Origin of the sequence: Actinoplanes sp. CA-015351 (assembly GCF_050955685.1) — a bacterium.
Taxonomy (GTDB): domain Bacteria; phylum Actinomycetota; class Actinomycetes; order Mycobacteriales; family Micromonosporaceae; genus Actinoplanes.
Genome location: NZ_CP192102.1, coordinates 2437136 through 2461054, shown reverse-complemented (window position 1 = coordinate 2461054; position 23919 = coordinate 2437136). Strand labels below are relative to the sequence as shown.

At 70.3% G+C, this 23919-nt stretch carries 23 protein-coding genes; 16 read left to right on the top strand and 7 right to left on the bottom strand.

The features are described 5' to 3' along the window. Positions 1-44 precede the first annotated feature (44 nt). The gene (locus ACQP2E_RS11050; RefSeq protein WP_433830510.1) at positions 45-1193 is read left to right on the top strand and encodes an acyl-CoA dehydrogenase family protein; all 1149 of its coding nucleotides are present in this window, start codon (positions 45-47) and stop codon (positions 1191-1193) included. Between the two features lie 728 nt (positions 1194-1921). On the opposite strand, the gene ACQP2E_RS11045 is transcribed toward ACQP2E_RS11050, so the two are convergent. Continuing rightward, positions 1922-2149 carry a PAS domain S-box protein gene (locus ACQP2E_RS11045; protein WP_433830508.1) on the bottom strand — a complete coding sequence of 76 codons (228 nt, stop codon included), beginning with the start codon at positions 2147-2149 and terminating at the stop codon, positions 1922-1924. 205 nt (positions 2150-2354) lie between these two features. Between ACQP2E_RS11045 and ACQP2E_RS11040 the strand changes: the two genes are divergently transcribed. From ACQP2E_RS11040 to ACQP2E_RS11005, 8 genes are all read left to right on the top strand, one after another. Then, a complete protein-coding gene (locus ACQP2E_RS11040) occupies positions 2355-2738 on the top strand; it encodes an HPF/RaiA family ribosome-associated protein (RefSeq protein ID WP_433830506.1) in 384 nt (127 codons plus the stop codon). A 112-nt stretch (positions 2739-2850) separates the two neighbouring features. Continuing rightward, positions 2851-3699, top strand: coding sequence for a DMT family transporter (locus tag ACQP2E_RS11035; RefSeq protein ID WP_433830504.1), 849 nt, complete (start codon positions 2851-2853; stop codon positions 3697-3699). 34 nt (positions 3700-3733) lie between these two features. Beyond that, positions 3734-6412 carry an AAA family ATPase gene (locus ACQP2E_RS11030; RefSeq protein ID WP_433830502.1) on the top strand — a complete coding sequence of 893 codons (2679 nt, stop codon included), beginning with the start codon at positions 3734-3736 and terminating at the stop codon, positions 6410-6412. 44 nt (positions 6413-6456) lie between these two features. Next, positions 6457-8688: an ATP-binding protein gene (locus ACQP2E_RS11025; RefSeq protein ID WP_433830500.1), complete on the top strand. Its 2232-nt coding sequence runs from the start codon at positions 6457-6459 to the stop codon at positions 8686-8688. A 102-nt stretch (positions 8689-8790) separates the two neighbouring features. Further along, positions 8791-9621: an alpha/beta fold hydrolase gene (locus tag ACQP2E_RS11020; RefSeq protein WP_433830498.1), complete on the top strand. Its 831-nt coding sequence runs from the start codon at positions 8791-8793 to the stop codon at positions 9619-9621. Then, complete coding sequence (locus ACQP2E_RS11015) at positions 9618-10451, top strand: alpha/beta fold hydrolase (RefSeq protein ID WP_433830496.1); 834 nt, start codon at positions 9618-9620, stop codon at positions 10449-10451. The genes ACQP2E_RS11020 and ACQP2E_RS11015 overlap by 4 nt, the downstream gene beginning before the upstream one ends. Continuing rightward, complete coding sequence (locus tag ACQP2E_RS11010) at positions 10448-11239, top strand: alpha/beta hydrolase (protein WP_433830494.1); 792 nt, start codon at positions 10448-10450, stop codon at positions 11237-11239. The genes ACQP2E_RS11015 and ACQP2E_RS11010 overlap by 4 nt, the downstream gene beginning before the upstream one ends. Positions 11240-11332: 93 nt before the next feature. Beyond that, on the top strand, positions 11333-11731 hold the full coding sequence (locus tag ACQP2E_RS11005; protein WP_433830492.1) for a hypothetical protein: 399 nt from the start codon (positions 11333-11335) through the stop codon (positions 11729-11731). Positions 11732-11734: 3 nt separating this feature from the next. On the opposite strand, the gene ACQP2E_RS11000 is transcribed toward ACQP2E_RS11005, so the two are convergent. Then, positions 11735-11893 (bottom strand): hypothetical protein, encoded by a 159-nt coding sequence (locus ACQP2E_RS11000; protein WP_433830490.1) that lies wholly within the window; start codon positions 11891-11893, stop codon positions 11735-11737. Between the two features lie 282 nt (positions 11894-12175). Then, a complete protein-coding gene (locus ACQP2E_RS10995; protein WP_433830488.1) occupies positions 12176-12670 on the bottom strand; it encodes a CAP domain-containing protein in 495 nt (164 codons plus the stop codon). 450 nt (positions 12671-13120) lie between these two features. Here ACQP2E_RS10995 and ACQP2E_RS10990 point away from each other — a divergent pair, with 450 nt between their 5' ends. The 4 genes from ACQP2E_RS10990 (at position 13121) to ACQP2E_RS10975 (ending at position 16373) form a co-directional block, all read left to right on the top strand. Next, on the top strand, positions 13121-13513 hold the full coding sequence (locus ACQP2E_RS10990) for an RICIN domain-containing protein (protein ID WP_433830486.1): 393 nt from the start codon (positions 13121-13123) through the stop codon (positions 13511-13513). Between the two features lie 31 nt (positions 13514-13544). Then, on the top strand, positions 13545-14993 hold the full coding sequence (locus ACQP2E_RS10985) for an MFS transporter (RefSeq protein ID WP_433830484.1): 1449 nt from the start codon (positions 13545-13547) through the stop codon (positions 14991-14993). Between the two features lie 35 nt (positions 14994-15028). Next, on the top strand, positions 15029-15616 hold the full coding sequence (locus ACQP2E_RS10980; protein WP_433830482.1) for a TetR family transcriptional regulator: 588 nt from the start codon (positions 15029-15031) through the stop codon (positions 15614-15616). Between the two features lie 262 nt (positions 15617-15878). Beyond that, the gene (locus ACQP2E_RS10975) at positions 15879-16373 is read left to right on the top strand and encodes a CAP domain-containing protein (RefSeq protein ID WP_433830480.1); all 495 of its coding nucleotides are present in this window, start codon (positions 15879-15881) and stop codon (positions 16371-16373) included. A 402-nt stretch (positions 16374-16775) separates the two neighbouring features. On the opposite strand, the gene ACQP2E_RS10970 is transcribed toward ACQP2E_RS10975, so the two are convergent. Next, on the bottom strand, positions 16776-17600 hold the full coding sequence (locus ACQP2E_RS10970) for an aminotransferase class IV (RefSeq protein WP_433830478.1): 825 nt from the start codon (positions 17598-17600) through the stop codon (positions 16776-16778). On the opposite strand from ACQP2E_RS10970, the gene ACQP2E_RS10965 reads away from it, so the two are divergent. Both ACQP2E_RS10965 and ACQP2E_RS10960 read left to right on the top strand, forming a co-directional pair. Beyond that, on the top strand, positions 17599-19398 hold the full coding sequence (locus tag ACQP2E_RS10965) for a glycoside hydrolase family 15 protein (RefSeq protein WP_433830476.1): 1800 nt from the start codon (positions 17599-17601) through the stop codon (positions 19396-19398). The two genes, ACQP2E_RS10970 and ACQP2E_RS10965, sit on opposite strands and share 2 nt — an antisense overlap. A gap of 112 nt (positions 19399-19510) precedes the next feature. Continuing rightward, a complete protein-coding gene (locus ACQP2E_RS10960) occupies positions 19511-20224 on the top strand; it encodes a carbon-nitrogen hydrolase family protein (RefSeq protein ID WP_433830474.1) in 714 nt (237 codons plus the stop codon). On the opposite strand, the gene ACQP2E_RS10955 is transcribed toward ACQP2E_RS10960, so the two are convergent. Both ACQP2E_RS10955 and ACQP2E_RS10950 read right to left on the bottom strand, forming a co-directional pair. Then, complete coding sequence (locus ACQP2E_RS10955) at positions 20196-21365, bottom strand: MFS transporter (RefSeq protein WP_433830472.1); 1170 nt, start codon at positions 21363-21365, stop codon at positions 20196-20198. The genes ACQP2E_RS10960 and ACQP2E_RS10955 overlap by 29 nt on opposite strands. Beyond that, on the bottom strand, positions 21362-21931 hold the full coding sequence (locus tag ACQP2E_RS10950; RefSeq protein ID WP_433830470.1) for a TetR/AcrR family transcriptional regulator: 570 nt from the start codon (positions 21929-21931) through the stop codon (positions 21362-21364). Before ACQP2E_RS10950 ends, ACQP2E_RS10955 begins: the two co-directional genes overlap by 4 nt. 98 nt (positions 21932-22029) lie before the next feature. Between ACQP2E_RS10950 and ACQP2E_RS10945 the strand changes: the two genes are divergently transcribed. Further along, complete coding sequence (locus tag ACQP2E_RS10945) at positions 22030-23223, top strand: macrolide family glycosyltransferase (protein WP_433830468.1); 1194 nt, start codon at positions 22030-22032, stop codon at positions 23221-23223. Here ACQP2E_RS10945 and ACQP2E_RS10940 read toward each other — a convergent pair. Beyond that, positions 23201-23851: a pyridoxine/pyridoxamine 5'-phosphate oxidase gene (locus ACQP2E_RS10940; protein ID WP_433830466.1), complete on the bottom strand. Its 651-nt coding sequence runs from the start codon at positions 23849-23851 to the stop codon at positions 23201-23203. The genes ACQP2E_RS10945 and ACQP2E_RS10940 overlap by 23 nt on opposite strands. Between the last annotated feature and the right edge of the window lie 68 nt (positions 23852-23919).

The following is a 23919-nucleotide window of genomic DNA, read 5'->3' as shown; positions in this document are numbered from 1 at the left end:
GCCGGTAGGATTCAACTGTGACCTGAGACATAAGAGGGGAATCGATGGCGACTTTTGTCGACCGGATCGAGGAGTACGCCGGGCGGGTTCTGGAGCCGGCCGCGCTGAAGACCGACCAGATCGGAGTGCCGGCGCGGACCATCGACGACCTGGCACAACTCGGCGCGCTCAACCACCTGGCGCCCGCTGAGTACGGCGGCGCCGGGCTGGGCATCGCTGACGACCGCCGGGTCCACGAGATCATCGCGGGGGCCTGCTTCAACACGTGGCTCGTCTGGGCGCAGCACGCGCCGCTGGTCGGCCGGCTCGCCGCTGCTCATCCCGCTTTTTCTGCCGGCGCGCCCGCTTCTCCCGGCGCGGCTGCTTCTCCCAGCGCGGCTGCTTCTCCCAGCGCGGCTGCTTCTCCCAGCGGGGCGGCTTCTCCCGGGGCGCTTGTTGAGCGGGTGCTGCGCGGGCGGGTGCTGCTCGGCGCCGGGATCAGCGACGTGCGGCGGTTTCCCGATCACTACATCGCGGCGACCCGCACGCCGAAGGGCTGGGTTTTCGACGGGACGATCAGCTGGGTCAGCGGCTGGGGGCTCAACGAAGCGCTCACCGTGTCGGCTGTGGAGGCGAGCACGAACACGGTCGTGACCGCCCTCGTGCCGGTCAGTTCACGGACCCGGGGCGAACCGCTGCGACTCGGCGCGGTCAGCGGCAGCCGCACCGAACGGGTCCGGCTCGACGCGATCGACGTGCCCGAGGAGGACGTGCTCGGCACGCAGAGCATCGGCGCGTGGCGGCACGCCGACATCGGCACCGCCAGTGACGCGCGTCCGCACCATTTCGGGCTGGCTTTGCGCGTACTCAAGGAATTGAAGAGCGCGAGCGACCCACAGGCGCGAGCGGTGGCAGCAAGCTGGATCCCGCGGATCGCGCGCCTGCGCGCGGAGGCCTACAGCCTGGCCGACGAGGCTGCCGCGGCAGGTGGCGGGCCCTATCGCATCGATGAGCGGCTCGCTCTCAAGGTCGCGTCCGGCGAGGCGCTCGGCACGCTGACACGCGCTCTGCTCGCGGCGCGATCCGGGCACGGCATCTCCGGCGACGACACCGCGCAACTGCATGCGCGCAACGCGCTCTTCGCGCTCGTCCAAGGCCAGTCAGCAGCCGTCCGTTCCGCGCAGCTCGCCTTCTACGCAAACGCCCCCTCATGACCTCCCCCAGCGGCCGCTCCCCGCGCCGCGGCCGCGGCCGCGGCCGCCCGATCGGGCGGCCCACACAGGGCGGGGCGATGTTCCTAAAAAAGCGCTACACCCATTGCGGGTGTGGCTACACCCACAATGGGTGTAGCACTCTGTCCGATATACCGCCCGCCCCGCCCGCCCGCCCCGCACGCCCCGCCCGCACGCGCGCCCCGCCCGCCCCGCACGCCCCGCCCGCACGCGCGCCCCGCCCGCACGCCCCGCACGCCCCGCCCGCACGCGCGCCCCGCCCGCGCGCCCCGCCCGCACGCCGCACGCCGCACGCCGCACGCCGCACGCCGCACGCCGCACGCCGCGATCTTGGCAAGTTCTGCCCGGGGAGTGACCCGTCCTCGACAAGGTCTCGAAGGCCAGCGCCGACTGATGCGGATTTATCCGACTTGACGGGCAGGACGGCCGCTGGAGAGAGGCTTCCGCCAACCGACGGCGGGAACCATGACCCAAGGTCACGCCGGCGCTGGGCTGGTGTGTTGATTTCGGGTGCGCTTCGCGCCCAATGTCGACACGCAGCCCGTGAAGCGCCTGTTCGTGTCGACTTGAGGCTCGCATCGCACCCGAAATCAACACGCTGCGGCAGCGGTTCACCCGCGCGGCAGCGGTTGGCCGCCGGTGCCTCGGGTCTCGTCGGAGGTGGCTGTGAGTGACCAGTGCTTCGACCCCGCGGGACATTTGGCGAAAGCTCACAGGAAAGATCCGGGGTCGGTGAGCGGCTTGCCGATCACCTCGTCCGCGCGATAGCCGTAAATCCGCTCGGCGCCGGAATTCCACGACGTGACAATCCCGCCCAGATCGCAGGAAATCACCGCGTCGGACGACTGCTCCACGATCGCCGCGAGCATCTCCTGCTCAGAGGGCTGCCGCCTGCGGCGGCGATCGATGGTCCATCTGATCATGACACCGGCGGCCATGATTGTGTACGCCGAAAGCGACCCCACCAGCACGCCGGATGCCCGTGGAGAAAGCTTCATGGCCCGCGTGCCTTTCCCCGCCTGTGGATACCAGCAGCGTAATCCCGGCCACCGGGTCCGGCGCTTTCTTCGGGGAAGGCTGATTCGAACGCGATCTCCGGGGGTACGAGGATTACGTCCCGTTTCGCCGGATCGAGGAGTTCTGATGACTGCTGTCGCCAACCCGGCCACCATCGAGGAGTGCCTGCGCCTGGGCGCCGGTTTCTCGCAGGGTGACCGCAACTGGATCACCGAGCTGTTCAGCACGCTGGACAGCCGGCTCGCCGGATTCCACGCGGACGCCACGGATCTGGAGCTTTCGGTGAAAGAGCGCGGCGGGAAGGGCCAGCACGTCTCGCTGATCTGCCGGATCTCCGGGCGCGACGAGATCGTCACGACCTCGTCCGAGGAAGACCTGCACGCCGCCGTCATGGACGCCCGCGACGACCTGCGCCGCAAGCTCAACGACTCGAAGACCAAGCAGGAGCCGCGGCACAACCGCCACCTGCGCGAGGTCCCCACGCCGGACGTGGCCGACCTCGAGGTCTGATTCCCGCTAGCCGACGGGCCGCCGGACAGGGTTTGCTACGCACATGCTGTCCGAGCGGTCCGTCCCTGTGCCAGAAAAAACAGTTCCCGGGAGGGCTGTCGCGGCTGCTTCCGTGACGGTCGTCCTGTGGGCGTCCGCGTTCGTCGGGATCCGGGCCGCCGCCCCGTACTTCTCCCCCGGTTCGCTCGCGCTGGGCCGGTTGCTGACCGGTGCGCTGGTACTGCTGATCTTCCTGGTGCTGCGCCGGCAGGGCCTGCCGGCGCGCGCGGCCTGGCCCGGCATCGTGATCTCCGGAGTGCTCTGGTTCGGCCTTTACATGGTCGCGCTGAACTGGGGTGAGGAACTCGTCGACGCCGGCACCGCCGCACTCGTGGTCAACGTCGGCCCGGCCGTGATGGCGCTGCTCGCCGGGGTGTTCCTCGGCGAGGGTTTCCCGCCGAAACTGCTGGCCGGCATCGCGGTGAGCTTCGCCGGCACGGTGGTGGTCGGCCTGTCGATGTCCGGCGGCGGGCACTCCCCGGTGCTCGGGGTGCTGCTCTGCCTGGTCGCGGCCATCACGTACGCGGCCGGCGTGGTCGCCCAGAAACCGGCCCTGCGGCACGCGAGCGCGTTGCAGGCCACCACGTTCGGCGCGGTGATCGGCGCGGTGGCGTGCCTCCCGTTCGCCGGACAGCTGATCTCCGACGTACGCGCGGCGCCGCTCAGTGCCACCCTCAACGTGATCTACCTGGGCGTCTTCCCGACCGCGATCGCGTTCACCACATGGGCGTACGCGCTGGCCCGGACGACCGCCGGCAAGATGGGCTCGACGACCTACGCGGTCCCGGCCGTGGTGGTGCTGCTGTCCTGGCTGCTGCTCGGCGAGGTGCCCGGCTGGCTCACCCTCGCCGGAGGCGTTCTCTGCCTGGCCGGGGTGGCTGTGTCGCGCGGCACAACCTTCCGGAGGCGTCCGCCGGGCTGACCGTCCGCAAGCGCGGCATCACTAGGATGTTCAGGTGATCCTGGGCCGCCGAACGGAAATCAACGCGCTGGCGACCCTTCTCGACGGCGCGGCGACAGGCGACGGCGGCGCTCTGGTGCTGCGCGGCGAGGCCGGGATCGGCAAGTCGACGCTGCTCGAGCACGCCGCCGAACAGGCCGCCGGCCGGGGCCTGCGGGTGCTCGGCACCGCCGGGGTCCAGGCCGAGGTGCACATTCCGTACGCGAGCCTGCATCGTCTGCTGCGCGCCGCGCCGGACGTGGCCGGAGCGGCCGTGGAGATCCTCGGATCACCGGACACGCTGCCGTTCCGTGCCGCGGCCGCGCTGCTCGACGTGCTTGCCGCCGACGACACCCCGGTGCTGATCACGGTCGAGGACCTTCAGTGGCTGGACGAGGCCAGCTGGGAGGCTCTGGCGTTCGTCGCGCGGCGCTTGCGCGCCGACCGCGCGGTAATGCTTCTCACCGCCCGCGACGGCCGCGACGTCAACCGCCGGCTTTCCGGTGCGGGACTTCCCGAGGTACGCCTGGAAGCGCTGACCAGGGACGACTCAGCAGCCCTGCTGGAGAGGGCAGCGCCGGGGCTGGCCGATCGCCTGGCGACGCAGGTGCTGCTGGCCGCCCGGGGCAACCCGCTCGGCCTGGTGGAACTGGGTGAGGCGGCGCTGCGTTCCGGCAGCGTGGCGATCCTGCCGAGCCGGCTGCCGCTGAGCGAACGGCTGGAGCGCACGTTCTCCGGCCTGGTCGCCGAGATGCCACCGGTGACCCGTTCGCTGCTACTGGTGGCCGCCCTGGACGACGGCGACGACCTGGACGAGATCGTGCGCGCGTGCCGCCTGGTGGAACCGCGAGCGGTCCGCCACGAGGACATCGACCCGGCGCTGGCCACCCGGCTCGTGCACGTCGACGAGCAGGGCCGGGTGGAGTTCCGGCATCCGTTGCTGCGGTCCGCGCTCTATCACTCGGCGACCGCGATGCAGCGGCGGCGGGCGCACGCGGCCCTGGCCGAAGCGCTCGCCACGAATCCGGAACGCAGCGTCTGGCACCAGGCCGCCGCCGCGGACGCCCCCGACGAGTCGCTGGCGCGGCAGCTGACCGAGACCGCTTCGCAGGCGAGGCACCGGCAGGCCGCCGGCATCGCGATGATGGCGTTCGAGCAGGCCGCGCGGCTCAGTGAGGATCCCGCCGCCCGTGGCCACCGCCTGCTGTCCGCCGCGGACATGGCCTCCGAACAGGGCGACAACGTGGCTGTCGGCCGCTTGATCGGTGAGATCCGGGCGCACGAGCTCAGCCGGGGTGATCGCGCCGTCTACGACCTACGCCTGGAGACCTATCACGGCACCCGCTTCACCGGCACCGAGTGGCTGACCAGTTTCGCGGACGCACTCGACACACTCACGGCGGCCGGCGAGGTGACCCGGGCCGTACAACTGCTCGACACCATCGCCCTGCGCGCCCACTTCTCCGAAGGCGAGCCGGCCGCCGTCCAGCGGCTGGCCGTGGCGATCGAGCAGCTGATGGACATCTCACCGGACCAGCAGCTGCCCGGCTTCCTGGGGCTGATCGCACCGATCACCCACGGTGAGCTGGCCCGGCGACGAATCGGTGAACTGCTGATCGCCGGTGGCGCCGATCCCTATGCCGCCTATCAGCTCGGGCTCGGCGCGTCCGCGATCGGCGACGCACCGATGGCGTGTGAGCTGCATGCCGTCGCCGCTGTCGGCTGCCGGGCACAGGGCCGGCTCGGCGTGCTCTACCGGGCGCTGATCTGCCACGCGATGCCCGCGGTGCACGCCGGGGACGTGCGTACCGCGCTGGCGCTGCTCCCCGAGGGTGAGGCGCTGGCCCGGGAGATCGGTGAGCCGAACTGGCTGCCGGCCGCCTGGACCGCGGCCGGGACCGCGGAGGCGCTGCGCGGCAACGTGACCGCCGCCGAGGAACGTGCCGCCGCCACCGAGGCTGTGCTGCTGCCGTACGGGCGTAACCCGCTGCTCGCCGGAGTGCATCAGATCCGGGGCATCGCGGCGCTCGGCGCGGGACGGCCGGACGAGGCGTTCCGCGAGTTGAGCCGGGTCTTCGATCCGGCCGATCACTCGTACCACCTGCACACCGGGTTCTACCTGGTGGCGCACCTGGCCGAGGCGGCGGCCGGCAGTGGCTCGCTCGCGCAGCTGCGGCGGCTGGTCGAGCGGCTGTCCCCGATCGGCGAGCAGTCCCAGGCGCCGGCGCTGCTGGCCGGTCTCGGGTACGCGCGGGCGGTGCTGGAGGACAGCGCCGAGGGCTGGGAGAAAGCGGTCGGCGAGGACCTGCCGGGCTGGCCGTTCGAGCAGGCGCGCCGCCGGCACGCGTACGGGTCCTGGCTGCGCCGCCGCCGTAAGCCGGCCGAGTCACGGCCGTTGCTGCGGGCCGCGGCCACCACGTTCGACGCGCTCGGTGCCACGGCCTGGGCCGAGCGGTCCCGGGCCGAGCTGCGCGCCTCCGGCGAGTCGTTGCGCAAACCCGCCGAGACCGCCGCCGAACTCACTCCTCAGGAGACGCAGATCGCCCGGCTGGCAGCCGTCGGGCTGAGCAACCGGGACATCGCGGAACGGCTGTTCCTGTCGCCGCGCACGGTCACCACGCATCTCTCCCGGGTCTACCCGAAACTGGGCATCACGTCGCGCAGCGAACTGGCCCGGGCGCTGCGGATTACATAGTTCTACGTACGCGAGCAGCGGGCACCGGCTCGTAGGTTCGGTGCATGCCTTTAGGTGATCGCCTTCGCGAGCTTCGGCGGGGCGCCGGGCTGACGATGGAGCAGCTGTCCGAGTCGGCCGGGGTCAGTGTGCGTGCCATCAGCGACATGGAGCGCGGTCATATCCGGGCGCCTCAGCCGCGTACCCTCGCCGCGCTCGCCGAAGCGCTCAGGGTGACCGGCGCGGAGCGGGCGCGGCTGGAGGAGGACGCCCGGGCGTTGCGGATGCACACCGCCGGGGAACGGCCTCGCCTCTGCGAGCCGCCGCGGCCGGTCGCCGACTTCGTGGGCCGCGCCGCCGAGCTCGACCTGGTCCGGCAGGCTGCCACGGCCGGTACGCGCACCGACCCGGTGCCGGTCGTCGTGGTGCACGGGCAACCGGGCATCGGCAAGACCGCGTTCGCCGTCCGGGTCACCGAGATGCTGCGCGAGCAGTTCCCGGACGGCTGCCTCTACGTGGACCTGCGCGGTGTCGACGAGGACCCGCCGACCGCCGGCGAGGCCGCGACCAAGCTGCTCAAGGCCCTGGAGGTGAACCCACGCCGGATCGGCTCCACCGACGACGAGCGGTGCAGCCAGCTACGGGCGACCCTGCGCGACCGGCGATGCCTGCTGGTGCTCGACAACGCGGCGGACGAGGCTCAGGTACGCCCGCTGCTGCCCGGTGCGGGCGCCGGGCTGGTCGTGGTGACCAGCCGGCGGCTGCTCGGCGGCCTGGAGGGGGTGCTGCGCACCGCGCTGGCCCCGCTCGACCTGGCCGAGTCGGCCGCGCTGCTGCGGGCGATCGCCGGGCAGGCGGGCGACCCGGCGTCGGCCGGTGACGTCGACGCGGTGTCCCGGCTCTGCGGTCATCTGCCGCTCGCCCTGCGGATCGCCGGCACCCGGCTGGCGAACCGGCCGGGATGGACGGTCGGCACCCTGGTGGCGCGGCTCGCCGACGCCGACCGGCGCCTCGCGAACCTGCACACCGGCGACACCGGGGTGGCGGCCGCGTTCGCGCTGTCGCACGCGCAGCTCTCCGGCGAGGGGCGGGCGCTGTTCCGGCGGCTCGCGCACGTGCCCGGCGCCGATTTCGCGGCGCCGCTGGCCGCGGTGCTGACCGGATCGGACCCGGACGACGCGTCGGACCGTCTCGACGAGCTGGTCGAGCTGGGGCTGCTCCAGCACGAGGGTTCCGATCGTTACCGGTTCCACGACCTGATCCGCCTCTTCGCCACCGAACGGCTGCGGGCCGAGGAGCCGGCCGGTTCGCGGGCGGCTACGCGTACCCGGATGGTCCGCTGGCTGCTGGAGACCACGATCGTGGCCGGCCGCTGGTTCGAGCCCGGGTACGGAGCATTGCCGGACGGCTGGAGCGGTTCGGTGCCGCTCGCCACCCTGGAAGAGGCGGGCGGCTGGCTGCAGGCCGAGGCCGCGAACTGGCTGGGCGCGCTGCGGCTGGTGACCGAGGATCACCTCGTGGTGGACGTGGCCGAGGCCCTGCACTGGTTCTCCGACACGATGGTCACCTGGCCCGGCTGGTACGAGGTCTACGGCCGGTCCCGGGACGCCGCGGCCCGGCTGCCCGACCGGCAGCTCGCGGTGGTCCACCTCAACTACTTCTCCTGGGCGGCCACCGCCTGTGTCCGCCGGCTCGACGAGGGTTTACGGGCGGCTCTTGACGCGCGCCGGCTCGCCGTGCAGATCGGTGACATCAAGGAGGAGGCGTGGGCGCTGCAGTACGCGGCCATGGCCTGGCGGTTCAGCGACCGTTTCGAGGAGGCGCTGGAGGCGTACCGGCAGGCCCAGCGGCTCGCCGACCGGGTCGGTGACCACGACGGTTACATCCAGCTGTTCCAGGGCGTCGGGCTGACGCTGCTGGCGCTGGGCCGGCACGCCGAAGCGCTCGCCGAGTTCCGGTCGACGCTGCGGGAGGTCTCGGTACGCCCGGTGTCACCCCGCCCCGCGCTGAACGCCACCCTCGTCGCCCGGACGTCAGCCGCGCAGGCCCTCGTCGAGATGGGCCGCTGGGAGGAGGCGGTCGCCGAGGCTGACCTGGCGATGCCCTTCGCTGTCGCGTACGGCGAACCGGGCGCCCTCGGCAACGTGCACCTCGCGCTCGGCATGGCACGAGCCGGGATGGGCGCCGCCACCGAAGCCCGCAACGACCTGAAGCGGGCGCTGGTGCTGTTCCAGAGCGTGGCCGAGGACCGGGTCAGCCGCAAGGTGCGGTCCGCGCTCGCCGCGCTGAACAGCTGAAACGAAGTTCTGCCGGTCGTCCTGCATGGCCTGTCGCGGGCGGTGTTGGTTGGCTCGGAGTGCGGCCAGTCAGGTCGTACCCATGAAAGGCCTTTGATCTTTATGTCTTCTCCCGTTTCCCGCAGAGTTGTCCTCGGCACCGCGGCCGCGGTGGCCGCCGGCGCCGCGGCCGCCGCCACCGGCACGCCCGCCGCGGCTCAGACTGCCGCGACTCAGGCTGCCGGTCTTCATGGCAAAGGTCCGAAGCCGACGATCGTCCTGGTGCACGGCGCGTTCGCGGACGCCGCCGGATGGTCCGATGTGATCAAGCGGCTGACCGGCGATGGCTACACGGTGTTCGCGCCGGCCAACCCGCTGCGTGGCGTCGCCTCCGACGCGGCATACATCGCGTCGTTCCTCGCCACGATCACCGGGCCGATCGTGCTGGTCGGGCACTCGTACGGCGGCTTCGTGATCACCAACGCGGCAACCGGCAACCCGAACGTGAAGGCGCTGGTCTACATCGCGGCGTTCGCGCCGGCCGCCGGTGAGGACGTGGGCCACCTGACCGCCCAGTTCGACGGTAGCCTGCTCGATCCGGCCACCTCGATCGACTTCCGGAAGTGGGACGGCGGGTACGACGGATACGTCAAGAAGGACGTGTTCCGCACCATCTTCGCCGGTGACCTGCCGCGTTCCACGACCGACGTGCTGTGGGCGACCCAGCGGCCCGGCGACGCCTCCACCCTGCAGTCGCCGTCCGGCGCGCCCGCGTGGACGACGATCCCGTCGTTCTTCCTGGTCGCCAAGGAGGACAACCTGATCCCGCCGGCCCTGCAGCGGTTCATGGCCAAGCGCGCCGGCTCGTACACCGTCGAGGTGAAGGCGTCGCACGTCGCGATGATCTCCCAGCCCCGTGCCGCCGCCGACCTGATCAAGAAGGCCGCCCGATGAGCTTCGTGACCACCCCCGACGGTACGGACATCTTCTACAAGGACTGGGGTGCGGGCCGGCCGGTAGTGCTCAGCCACGGCTGGCCGCTCAACTCGGACAGCTGGGAGGCACAGCAGCTCTTCCTCGCCGACAACGGGTACCGGGTCATCGCGCACGACCGGCGCGGGCACGGCCGTTCCACGCAGACCTGGCACGGCAACGAGATGGACACGTACGCGGACGACCTTTCGTCTCTGCTGGAGTCTCTTGATCTTCGAGAGGTCACTCTGGTCGGCTTCTCCACCGGCGGCGGCGAGATCAGCCGGTACATCGGCCGGCACGGCACCTCTCGGGTCGCGCAGGCCGTGCTCGTCTCGGCGGTGCCACCGCTGATGGTGCTCCGCGACGACAACCCGGGCGGGGTGCCGCTGTCCGTTTTCGACGGCATCCGGGCCGGGTCGCTCGCCGATCGGTCGCAGCTTTACAAGGACCTCGCCGACGGGCCGTTCTTCGGCAACAACCGGGAGGGTGCCTCGGTCGCGCAGGGCATCCGGGACGCCTTCTGGCTGCAGTCGATGGCGGCCGGGCACCGCAACGCGTACGAGTCGATCGCCGCGTTCTCGGCCACTGATTTCCGTGACGACCTCGCTGCTTTTGATGTGCCGACTCTGGTGATCCACGGTGACGATGACCAGGTCGTGCCGTTCGAGGTGGGCGGCAAGGCGTCGGCGGCGCTGGTCAAGGGCTCTGACTTGATCGTTTATCCGGGCGCGCCGCATGGCATCACCGACACCCACAAGGAGCAGCTCGGCAACGACCTGCTCACCTTCCTGAACGGATACGCCGCATGAGCACGATCGTTCTGATCCACGGGTTGTGGGTCACGCCCCGTAGCTGGGAGCAGTGGATCCCTTATCTGCGGGCTCAGGGGCACACGGTGCTGGCGCCGGCGTACCCCGGTTTTGAGGTCGAGGTGGAGGCGCTGCGGGCTGATCCGTCGGTGATCGCTTCGCTGACGGTGCCGGAGACGGTGGCGCACCTTGAATCCGTTTTATCGGATTTACCGGAGAAACCAATTCTTATCGGGCATTCCTTCGGGGGTACCCTCACCCAGCTGCTGCTCGACCGGGGGCACGGCGCCGCGGGTGTGGTCATCGACTCGGCGCCGACGGAAGGCATCCGGGTCACCCCGCCGTCGCAGCTCAAGTCACTCTTCCCGATCCTGAACAACCCGGCGAAGCGACACGAGGCGGCCGGCTTCACCGCCGAGCAGTTCCACTACGCGTTCACCAACACGCTGGGTGAGGACGCGGCGCTGGAAGCGTACGAACGCTACGCGATCCCGGCGCCGGGCAGCTGGGTCTGGGCCTACGGCCTGATCGCCAACTTCAAGCCGGGCAAGCAGGAGACCTGGGTCGATTACCACAACGCCGCCCGGGCCCCGCTGCTGTTCATCGGCGGCGGCAAGGACCACATCATGCCGCCGTCGGTGAACAAGTCGAACGCCAGCCACTACAAGGCGCCGGGCACGATCACCGAGTACCACGAGTTCCCGGACCGCTCACACTGGACCTGCGCCGAGCCGGGCTGGGAAGCGGTCGCCGATTACGCCGTCGAATGGGCGCTCAAGCACGCGTGACCTGCGAGGGTGGCGCCTCCGGGCGCCACCTGAGTTTCTGCGAAGATCCTCATGGGTACGCTCCCAACAACGTCACCCGGGAGGATCCGCACCGTGATCGCGCTGCTGCTCGACATCGCCAACATTCTGGGCGGGCTGCTGCTCGCGGTGCCGCTGTTCCGGGGCCTGCCAAACGTCGGCAACCCGATCGGCCGGTTCACCGACAAGATCGCACCGTGGGCATGGCTGGTCGGGCTCCTGGCCCTGATCACCGGCGGCTATTACCTGATCGTGCACTTGTTCTCCGGCCCGCACGTCTTCCACTTCGAGGTGGTCGGCATCGCGGTCGGCGTGATCCTGCTCTGGGACCGCCTGACCGGCCGCCAGGCGCTGACCGCCGGCGGCGAGAACCCGTCCGGACAGGGTGTCCTGTCCGGCCGGGCTCTGCTGCTCGCCATTTTCGGAGTGATCGCGATCATCGTCGGCCTGCAGGGCCTGTTCACTCCGAACTAGCGTTTATCCTGGGTTGTCGGAGCTGCGCGTGAGGCGTTGGTCCTCCCGGCGCAGGCTGCGTGCGGCGTCTTCCCGGGATGAGCGGTAACGGGTGGTGCGCTGCTTGGGGTTCCGGTTGTACCCGGGCACGAAGAACGCGGTCACGTCCTGCCAGTGCTGCATGATCTTGCTCCTGTCGCGAGCTGCTGCGGTCAGCGCTCACGCTTCCCGAAGCATCCAAGACTGGCGATGCATTTTCCCGCAATGAGAGACCGCTGGCGATGCATGGGGCCTGTGGCACTGGCCCGGCGGGCGCTTCGCCAGCGGCGTTTCTCTGGCGGTGACCGGCGCGCATGGTCCGGGCTTTACCACGCCGGGATGCTCGCACTCCGTGACGACGCGGCGATGCCCCAGCCGCAGGGGGATCGGCTGGGGCATCGCTGGTCGTGCAGGGGGTCAGTGGCTTCAGTAGCCGAAGTCCTGGGTGTAGTAGGGGGTGCCGTTGGCGGAGTAGACGGCGCCGACGCCGACGGTCTTGGACTTGCAGTTGACGATGTTGGTGCGGTGGCCGGGGCTCTTCATCCAGCCGTTGACGACCTGGGCGGCGGTGCGGTATCCGTAGGCGACGTTCTCGGCGGACGGGCTGGTGTAGCCGGCGGCCTTGGCGCGGGCCACGAAGTTCGAGTTGCCACGGCCGGTGTGCGAGAACTTCCCGGTCTGGGCCATGAAGGCGCTGTGGCCGCGGGCGGCGACGGTCAGCTTGGCGTCGACCTTCAGCGCGGCACAGCCGTTCGAAACCCGCTGAATGTTGATCAGGCGGTTGATCTCGTTCTGCAGGACGGTCTCGCTGGTCTTCGCCGGCGCCGCCTGGGCGGGACTGACAGACATCGTGGCGAGGCCGAGGGCGGCCGGGGCGATGAGAGCAGCGGCCAGGGCGAAGCGGCGAAGAGCGTTGCGCAAGAGGTCCCTTTCGGCAGGTCAATGTTGCTTGCGCTGTTCTCTTCGGCCCTGCCCGAGCCCGCTGGATCACCGAGCTGGTGCGTGTCGGTCACCGTCGGGTTGCCGACGGAGCCGTGAAGGGTTGGACGAATCGGCCCGCTTCAACATCGGCGGCGGGAACGCGCCGACCGTGACCGACTACCTGCGGCCCGGCGGCGCGGTGCCCGGATTCTGGCGGGCGCCGCAGCAGTACGGCCCACCGACAAGAACTGGTGGAACCCCGGCGACCCGGCCCATTGGACCTTCGACGCCGACCCGAACCAGCGCTGGTGGGTCGACCAGATCAAGGACAGGGTCACGCGATGGGAGGCGTTCAGCAATTCGCCGCCGTGGTTCCACCTCCTGATCAGTGGCGTCTCGTCATCGGCTACGAGCCACGTCAGCGCCGGTTCCGCGTACCGTCTCCAAGGGGTGCAAAGCGGCCGCAGCCTCGTGCCGGCCGGCGGCAAAGCCGCCATCCGGACCACCGATGGTTCGTCGATCGAGCAGCGCTGGACGTTCGCAGCGATCGGAAACGGTCTGAGCAGCCAGGAGCGCTACGTCATCAGCAATGCCGCGACCGGGCAGCGGCTGGCGGTGCGCAACGGCGTGGTGGTGGTCGAGGCCCCAGGCAGTAGGGACGATGGGGCGTTGTGGACGCTGTCGACTACCGGCGACGGCACCTACACGCTGATCAATGTGGCGGCGCGGCGGCTGCTCGACGTGCCGGGCGAGGCGACCGCCGATGGCACGACTGTCGCGCTGTGGCAGCCGACCTCGGGCGGCAATCAACGATGGGCAGTGATCACCGCGACAACCCGGTGAAACTTTACCGACTGGTCGGTACAGTACCGGCATGAGTCAGACGGTCACGGTCAAGAACCGCCGCTGGGCGGCCCTCGGGGTGCTGTCCGCGGCGGTCCTGCTCCTCTCGATCGACGGGACGGTGCTCGCGCTCGCGGTGCCGTCCCTGACCGAGAGCCTGTCCCCCACCGCTGAGCAGGTCATCTGGATCGGCGACATCTACTCGCTCGCCCTGGCCGGCCTGCTCGCGCTGATGGGCAACCTCGCTGACCGGATCGGCCGCAAGCGCATCCTGCTGGCCGGCTCGGTGCTGTTCGGCGCGGTCTCGCTGCTCGCCGCGTTCGCCACCAGCGCGGAAGAGCTGATCATCGCCCGCCTGCTGCTCGGCGTCGCCGGCGCCACGCTGATGCCGTCGACGCTCTCGCTGATCCGCAACATCTTCCCGGACGACGCCGAACGCACCCGGGCCATCGCCGTCTGGTCGGCCGCGTTCGGCGCCGGCTCGGCGGCCGGGCCGATGGTCGGCGGATTTCTGCTCGAACACTTCTGGTGGGGCTCGGTCTTCCTGATCAACGTGCCGGTCATGGTGGTCCTGGTCGTCTCCGGGATCTTTCTGCTCCCCGAGTCGCGCGACCCGAATCCCGGCCGTTTCGACTGGCCGTCGGCGTTCCTGTCGATGCTCGCGGTGGTGCCGATCGTCTTCGCGATCACCCACCTTTCCGCATGGCCGCTCGCAGCGGTCGGCCTGCTGGCCGGCTGGCTCTTCGTACGCCGCCAGCGCCGCCTTCCCAACCCGATGCTCGACGTCGACCTGTTCCGCAGCCCGGCCTTCTCCGGCGCGGTCGCCGCCAACGTCATCTCCATCTTCGGCCTGGTCGGACTGCTCTTCTTCTTTTCGCAGTACCTCCAGTTCGCCCGCGGCTTCACTCCTCTGCAAGCCGGCCTCGCCGAACTACCCGCCACCATCGCATCGATGGTCGTGGTGGCCCTCGTCGGCATCGCCATCACCCGCCTGGGTCGCGGCCGCGCCATCGCCGCCTCACTCGCCGTCGCTGCCGCGGGTCTCGCTCTCGTCGCGCCTGCGGCGAGCCAGCCTTGGTACGGGTGGTTAGCGCTCTGTCTTGTTCCGGTCGGCCTCGGGGTCGGCCTGTCGATGACCCTGGCCGGCGACGCGATCATCTCGGCCGCGCCGCCCCGGAAAGCGGGCTCCGTGTCAGCGGTGACCGAGACGGCGAACGAGCTCGGCGTCGTGCTCGGCATCGCGGTGCTGGGTTCGCTGCTGACCTCGGTGTACCGGTCGACGCTGGGATTGCCCTCGTCAGCGGCGGCCTCGGACTCGCTCGGCTCGGCGCTGCGGGTACTGGACCCGGTACGCGACGCGACACTGATCCAATCCGCGAAGGACGCCTTTCTGTACGCGATGCAGGCGACGTCACTGGTAGCGGCCGGCCTGATGTTCGTGGCGGCCGTGGTCGCGTGGCGGTTGATCCCGTCCCGTTAGGCTCACTTTTCCGGCCTGGTATGAAGTTGGGACAAATGGGACGAACTGCTGGTAGATCACCCGAGGACACCCGGCGTGCGCTGCTGGAGTCAGCGGGCGAAGTTGTCCGCACGCGCGGCCTCAACGCCTCGCTGGACGACATCGCCCGCCACGCCGGCGTGTCCAAGGGTGGCCTGATCTACCACTTCGCCAGCAAGGAAGAGCTGCTGCTGGAACTGGCCCGAAGCCTGCTGGCCGCCTTCCACGCCGACATCGAGAGCCGCCTGGACCCCGCCGACGTGTCTCCCGGCCGGTTCACCAGGGCATACATTCGTGCCCTGCTCGCGCCGCCGTCCGACGAGGCGGCGCTGCGGCGCTCGATCGCACTGATCAGTCAGCTGTCCACGGTCCCGGCCGTGGCGTCCCTGGTCGACGCCGACACGGCGGCGCTGACCGCCGAGCTGGAGGCGGACGGCCTCCCCCTCGACGTGATGACCCTGGTGACCTCAGCGGCAGACGGGGTGAGCAGCGCGCCGCTGTGGGGCAGTTCGGTCCACGGCCCGGAATACCGCGAGCTGGAGAAGCGCCTGATCCAACTGACCCACCAGCCGTCCTTGTGGCAGTCCCTCCCCTGGTCCCCCTGAAACCCCCACCCACCAGCTGAACACCACTGCCCCCAGCTGTCGTCCACGGCGGCCGCAGCGTTAAGCCGGTCGGAAGCGGCTGCACACCACGGCCCCCGGCTCAACGTCACGGCCCCCGGCTGTCACCTGCGGCGGCCGCAGCGTTCAGCCGGATTTCTGGCAACCCGACGGTGACCGACACGCACCAGCTCGGTGATCCAGCGGGCTCGGGCAGGGCCGAAGAGAACAGCGCAAGCAACATTGACCTGCCGAAAGGGACCTCTTGCGCAACGCTCTTCGCCGCTTCGCCCTGGCCGCTGCCCTCATCGCCCCGGCCGCCCTCGGCCTCGCCACGATGTCTGTCAGCCCCGCCCAGGCGGCGCCGGCGAAGACCAGCGAGACCGTCCTGCAGAACGAGATCAACCGCCTCATCAACATTCAGCGGGTTTCGAACGGCTGTGCCGCGCTCAAGGTCGACGCCAAGCTCACCGTCGCCGCCCGCGGCCACAGCGCCTTCATGGCCCAGACCGGCACCTTCTCGCACACCGGCCGCGGCAACTCCAACTTCGTCGCCCGCGCCAAGGCCGCCGGCTACACCAGCCCGTCCGCCGAGAACGTCGCCTACGGATACCGCACCGCCGCCCAGGTCGTCAACGGCTGGATGAAGAGCCCAGGCCACCGCACCAACATCGTCAACTGCAAGTCCAAGACCGTCGGCGTCGGCGCCGTCTACTCCGCCAACGGCACCCCCTACTACACCCAGGACTTCGGTTACTGAGGAACCAAGACCCGCGATGCCCCAGCCGATCCCCCTGCGGCTGGGGCATCGCCGCATCCCTCCAACACCCCGCCCCGCGCCGATCTTGGGCGGTTCGGCCGCCCCTCGACCACAAACCCACCCGGTTCACGCCAAGCCGAGCCCGCAGCACCGGCGGTCAGCCACCGCCGAGCGAGCGAAGCACCGAAGCATGTTGATTTAGGGCACAATCCGCACCTCAACTCAACACGGACAGCCAATTAGCGGTGTGCGTGTCGACTTTGGGCGCCAAGCGCGAAGCCCGAGGCCCGAGGCCCGAAGCCGGAGGCCCGAAGCCGGAGGCCCGAAGCCCGGAGCCCGAAGCCCGGAGCCCGAAGCGCAGAGCCCAAAACCACACACGCCCGCCGACCGGCCCTGGACCCCCTAGTCGAGCAACGGCTCCCACGTCACGCTCTTCCAGGCGTTCCGCAAGAGCGCGCTCAACTCCTCGGACCCCGGGAAGGCCACGTCGTCGACAGACGTGATCGGCTGGCCCGGATAGTGCGAGTTCGTCGTGGCCGCTCCCCGCAGGCCCGCCAGATCGCCGGCCAGCACCGGACGGCTGACCGACGAAATGCCGAGCGCTTCGAGCCGCGACCGCAGCACCTGCATGGTGATCCCCTCCAGCATCGGCGCCTCGGGCCAGACCACGGCCTCGCCGTCGAAGAACACCGCGTTCCAGACCGAGCCCTCCAGCACCAGACCGCCGTCACCAAGAAAAAGCACGTCGTCGAAACCGGCGGCCCGCGCGGCCAGGGTGTGGTAGGTCAGCCCCATCGTCGCCATGTGCTTCACGTGCGGGAGCTCCCGCCGGTAAGCCACCGAACGCACCCGCAACGGCGGACGGTCATCGTCGGGAACCGGATCGGAAACGGACACCATCACGTCCGTACCCTCGAAGTCCTTGTGTGGCAGAACCGCGACGCGCACGGAGGCGTCTCGTCTGCCGGAGAGAGCGTGGCCGATCAGCGACGGCACCGCTGCGGAATCGAAAGCCGCGGAGGGAAACAACGCCGCCGACCCGTCGCGCAGCCGGGCAAGGTGCAGCGAGAGCCCGGCGACCGCGCCGTCGCGGACCTGCATCGAGGTGTAGTGGCCATAGTTCCAGGTAGCGGCCCTGTGCACGACCTCGATGCCGGCAGACGAGCCGTTGATCTCCACAAGCGTCACCGTGTCATCCTGGCACTTCTGGGTAAAGACACTGGTCATGGCTCTCCCGATCGAGGACTACGCGATCATCGCGGACACACAGACGTCAGCCCTGGTCGGCCGGAACGGGTCGATCGACTGGCTGTGCGTGCCGAGATTCGACTCGGGCGCCATCTTCGCGGCGCTGCTCGGCGACGAGGAGAACGGGCACTGGACGATCGCGCCGGAAGGCGAGTCGACCGCGAGAAGACGCTACCGCGACGAGACCCTCGTGCTGGAGACGGAGTTCGAGACACCGACCGGTCTGGTGCGCCTCATCGACTTCATGCCACCCCGCACCGAGTCGCCCTCCGTGATCCGGCTCGTCGAGGGCGTCCGCGGCGAAGTCGACATGAGCATGGTCCTGCGCCTGCGCTTCGATTACGGCCACGTGATCCCGTGGGTCTACAAGGAGCAGAACGACCTGGTGGCGGTCGCCGGCCCGGACGCGGTCTGGCTGAGCACCCCGGTGGAGACCCGCGGGGAGAACCTCGCCACCCACGCGAACTTCACGGTACGCGCGGGCGACACCATCCCCTTCACCCTGACCTGGCGCCCGTCGCACCTGACCGCGCCGGAGCCGACCGATCCGGTTCACCAGCTCGGCGTGACCGAGGGCTACTGGCGCGGCTGGATCTCCGCGTGCACGTACGAGGGCGAGTGGCGCGACGCCGTCGTACGCTCGCTGTTGACTTTGAAAGCTCTCACGTACGCACCCACCGGTGGCATCGTGGCGGCCGCGACCACGAGCCTGCCGGAGAAACTCGGCGGGGTGCGCAACTGGGACTACCGGTTCTGCTGGCTGCGCGACGCCACGATCACGCTGCAATCGCTGCTGTTCTCCGGTTTCCAGAGCGAGGCCACGGCCTGGCGCAAATGGCTGCTGCGCGCCATCGCCGGCAACCCCTCAGAACTGCAGATCATGTACGGGGTAGCCGGCGAGCGCCGCCTCGACGAGTACACGGCGGACTGGCTGACCGGTTACGACGGCAACCCGGTCCGGATCGGCAACGCGGCGGCCGAGCAGTTCCAGCTGGACGTCTACGGCGAGGTGATGGACGCCCTGCACCAGGGCCGGCGAGCCGGGTTGAAGGCGGACGACCCGGCCTGGGGGCTGCAGGTGAAGCTGATGGAGTTCGTCGAGGAGCACTGGATGGACCCGGATGAGGGCATCTGGGAGGTCCGCGGCGGCTCGAAGCAGTTCACCCACTCCAAGCTGATGGCGTGGGTAGCAGCCGACCGCGCGGTGAAGGCGGTCGAGGAGTTCGCCCTGGACGGCCCGGTGGACCGGTGGCGCCGGCTGCGCGACGAGATCCGCAACGACATCCTGGAGAAGGGGTACGACACCGAGCGCAGGACGTTCACCCAGTTCTACGGCTCGGAGGAGCTGGACGCCTCGCTGCTGATGGTGCCGCTCGTCGGATTCCTGCCGGCCGACGACGAACGGGTGATCGGCACGGTCGCCGCGATCGAGGAGCACCTGCTGGTCGACGGGTTCGTGCAGCGGTACACCCAGCACCCGGACACCGACGTGGACGGGCTGCCACCCGGCGAAGGCGCGTTCCTGGCCTGCACGTTCTGGCTGGCCGACAACTACGCGCTGATGGGACGGCACGACGAGGCCCGGGAGACGTTCGAGCGGCTGCTCGCGCTGCGCAACGACGTGGGCCTGCTGTCCGAGGAGTACGACACCGACGCGGGCCGCCTGGTCGGCAACTTCCCGCAGGCCTTCAGCCACGTCCCGCTGATCGACACGGCGAGAACGCTGAGCAGCGCGCTGGCCCCGACCGAAGCGAGGGCAAAAGAGGGACTGCGCTAGAACCTGAAAGCGCTGACTGATTTAACGGATAAATCTGACAGGTGGGCTGCCGCCGCCGTCATGACCAGTACACGCGCAGCCCGTCGAAAGGGTTCCCAGGTATTTTCGGGAAGTGGAGACATTCTCGCAGAGCCTGACCATCGCGGTGGCCCAGCCGCTGACCAGCCCCCATGCCGTCGCGGCGAACGCGGTGGCGCACGCCGCGGCGATCCGGGCCGCCGGCGCCCGGGTGGTGGTCTTCCCGGAGATGTCCCTCGCCGGGTACGAACTGGACGCCGCCGTGGTCGAACCGGACGACCCGAGGCTCGCCCCGATCGTCGAGGCCTGTGCGGAAACGTCGACGATCGCCCTGGTCGGCGCGCCGGTGCCGGGTCCGTGGATCGGCGTGCTCGCGGTCGACGGCGGCGGGGCCCGCGTCGTCTACGGCAAGGTCTACCTGCACGGCAGCGAGGCGGAGTCGTTCAAGCCGGGCGAGCCGGCGGTCCTCGACGTCGACGGCTGGCGGCTCGGGCTGGCCGTCTGCCGGGACACCGGGATCCCGGAGCACGCGGAACGGACCGCGGCGCTGGGCATCGACGGTTACGTGGCAGGCGTGGTGCACCACGACCACGAGGCGCACGTGCACGGGGATCGGGCCCGCCGGGTCGCCGCGGATCACGGGGTGTGGGTGGCCACGGCCGCGTTCGCCGGCCCGACCGGGGGCGGCTTCGACCGTACCTCTGGGCGCTCCGGCATCTGGTCCACCCAGGGTGAGCTGATCGCCGAGGCCGGGGTTTTCCCAGGCGAGTTCGCGGTCGCTACTGTTTCGCGAGCCACCGATGCATGAGGCCGGCGGCCAGCAGGCCGGCCGCGCCGACCACCACAGCGGACGCCGTCAGCGAGGCCACCGCCGTCACCACCCCGATCAGCAGCGGCCCGCCACCGGCACCGAGATCGGCGCAGACCCTCCACACCCCGAGGAACTGCGCCCGCCCGGCCGCCGGTGACACGTCCGCGCCGACCGTCATGACCAGCCCGGCGCTGAGCCCGTTGCCGATGCCCATCAGCACCCCGGCGGCGGCCAGCCCGGCCACCCCGCTCGCCAGCGGCAGCACCGCGAACGCGAGACCGAGCAGCGCCATCGCCGGCACCGCCGCGGACCGCCGGCCGTACAGATCCATCAGCTTCCCGGCCGGATAGAACAGCAGCATGTCCACCCCGCCGGAAATGCCGTAGATCAGCGCGATGGTCGCCGGCTCCAGTCCGAGCGACGCGCCCCAGAGCGGCAGGATCGTCTGCCGCGACGCCCGCAACGCACCGACCAGCAGCACCGCCAGACCGAGAGTGCGCAGCGTGCGGGCGTTGTCGCGAATCACGTCGCGCAGCGCGGGCGCGGCGCCGGAGAACACCGGCCGATCATGCGGCACCTCCGGCAGCGCGAGCAGCAGGACGCTCGCGATCACTGCCGCGCCCAGCGCGACGAGATACGCACCCTTCAAACCCATCAGGTGTACGGCTACCGACCCCGCGAACGGTCCGAGAAACGTGCCGATCCGGCCCACGCCACCGAGCGTCGACATGGCACGGGCCCGCAGCTCCGGCCGCACCGCCTCGGTCATGTACGCGTGCCGGGCCACACCCCACGCCGCGGCGGTCAGCCCGACAAGCATGACGGCCACCGCGAGCAGCAGCACGTGCCCCGCGAACACGCAGGCCAGCAGCGCCGGCACGGCCAGGGAGCTACCGAGCAGCATGGTCCGGCGCTCACCGATCCGGGACACCAGCACGCCGGCCGGCACCGCGCCGAGGATCTGACCGACACCGACCATGCCGGCGACGACCGCGGCCACCGCGAAGGACGCGCCGAGCTCGGTGGCGGAGAGCGCGAGGACGGGCGCGATCGCGCCGGTGCCGATCGAGTAGACGCCGGACGGCAGGTAGACGGTGGGACCGAGCTGCCGGAGCGTGAGCCCGTCGGCGCCCGTCACGGCTTGATCGCGGTGATCGCCAGCTGCACCACGCCGTCGGCATATTCGTCGGTGAGCGGCCCGGTCCGCAGCAGCCAGCGGTGGTACAGCGGGCCGAAGAGCAGCTCGACGGCCTGATCAAGATCGACGCCGGCGCGGATCGGGCCTTTCGCTAGCCGGTCTTTCACGGCGTCGAGCTGAGGGCGCAGCAGCTGGTCGCGGACCTGCTCAGCGAGTTTCTCGTCGTTGAGCGTCTCGATGGTGAGAGCCCGGGTGGTCGCCGACAGCTTCGGGTCGGCGAACTCGGCGACCGTGGCCCGCATGACGGTCCGCAGGTCGGTCTCCAGGTCGCCGGTGTCCGGCAGGACGAGGGCTTCGGCGGAGGCGGTCGCGTCGATCAGCGCGTCCAGGATGATCGCGCCCTTGCCGCGCCACCAGCGGTAGATGGTCTGTTTGCCGACTCCGGCCCGGGCCGCGATCGCCTCGATGGTCAGGTCGGAGTACCCCGTCTCGGCGAGCAGTTCGAGGGCGGCGGCCAGAATCGCGCGGCGGGAACGCTCGCTGCGCCGGGCGGGATCGGCGGTCATAGGAGAACTCTACAGCGAGACGCAACGTCTCGTCTTGACGCTCGCCTGTTTTAGCGAGACGATACGTCTCGTCTCATTGACTTCCGCTGGAGGGCCTCATGCCGCACATCGCCGTCGTCAGCATCCCCGCACACGGGCACGTCAACCCGAGCCTGGAGATCGTGCGTACCCTCGCGAGCCGCGGCCATCGGCTCACCTATGCGAACGACGCTTCGTTCGCCGAGGTCATCGAGTCCACCGGGGCGACCCTGAAGCCGTACCGATCAACGCTGCCCACCACCGACGACGTCTGGACCGACGATCCGATCGAGCAGCTCACACTCTTCCTCGACGACGCCATCGCGATGCTCCCGCAGCTGCGCGAGGCCTACACCGGCGATCGCCCCGACCTGTTCCTCTACGACATCGCCGGCGCACCGGCCCGGCTGCTCGGCGAGCAGTGGGGCATCCCCGCGATCCAGCTCTCGTCCACATTCGTGGCCTGGGAGGGATACGAGACGGAGATGGCACCGATGATCGAGGCGATGCGGTCCGATCCGCGCGGCGCCGGCTACTACCGCCGGTTCACCGAGTGGCTCACCGCGGAGGGCTCCTCGGTCACCGACAGCATGGCGTTCCAGGGCCGGACGCCGCGCGCTCTCGCACTCATCCCGCGCGCCCTCCAGCCCCACGCCGACCGGGTGGACCCGACTGTCGTCGATTTTGTCGGCCCGATCTTCGGCGATCGCTCCCACCAGGGCACCTGGACCCGGCCGCCCTCGGCCGAGAACGTCCTGCTGGTCTCGCTCGGCTCCGCCTTCACCGACCACGCCGACTTCTACCGGCGCTGCCTCACCGCCTTCGGCGATCTGCCCGGCTGGCACACCGTGCTCCAGATCGGCAAGCACGTCGACCCGGCGACCCTCGGCGGCATCCCGGACAGCGTCGAGGTGCACCCGTGGGTCCCGCAACTGGCGATCCTCGATCAGGCCGACGCGTTCCTCACCCACGCCGGGATGGGCGGCAGCAGCGAGGGGCTCTGGGCCGGCACCCCGATGATCGCCGCTCCGCAGGCCGCCGACCAGTTCGCCAACGCCGCCCAGCTGGCCGAACTGGGCGTCGCGACGGTCATCGACTCCGCCACGGTCACCGCCGCCGAACTCCGGAAAACCCTGCTGGACCTGCTCGCCGGCTCGGCGCCGGCTCAGTCCGCCACGATCAAGGCGAGGGTACGCGCGGAGGGCGGCGCCGATCGTGCCGCCGACCTGATTCTCGCGGCGCTCGATGGCTTCACGGCCAGAGCCGCTCCTTGATCCACCCGTCGCTCTCGCGGCGATAGTGCAACCGCACGTGGCGCCGGTCAGCGTCACCCTGCCAGAACTCGACGCTGACCGGCGCCACGACGTAGACCGTGTAGTCCTCGGCGATGACGCCGGGATCGTCCCGCACGCGTTGCTCGGCCGCCGCGAGGGCTCGCTCCAGCTCTTCCGGGCCGGCAAGGACCGCGCTCTGCCGGCCCGCCAGGCTCGCCGCCCGTGAGATGTCCGGGCGGGACAGGAAATCGGCGGCACCGAGCTGTGCGTCCAGTGGGGTGGCGGTTCCGCGTACCCTGATCTGTCTCCCCTGCTCACGCCAATGGAAATTGAGCGCGCCCCACGGGTTTTCCGCGAGCTGGCGCCCTTTGGCGCTGCTCGCGCCGGTGGCGAACAGCCAGCCACGATCGTCGAGCTCCTTGAGCATCAGTACGCGCGTGTCCGGCCGGCCATCGGCGCCGGCCGTCGCCAGAGTCACGACGTGCGGCTCCCGGACACCGGCCTCGACCGCCTCGGTCAGCCACGTCACGAACAGCTCGCGAGGGTCGTCCGGCGCGTCGCCGGCGTCGAACGACGGCAGCGGACCGGCGAGAACGGGCAGGCCACGCAGCAAATGACGAATGCTCACCGGCCGAGCTTAGCGGCGCGTCCAGATTGCCGGGTTAAACAAACTGGCTGAGGCAATGTCGTGTGGCT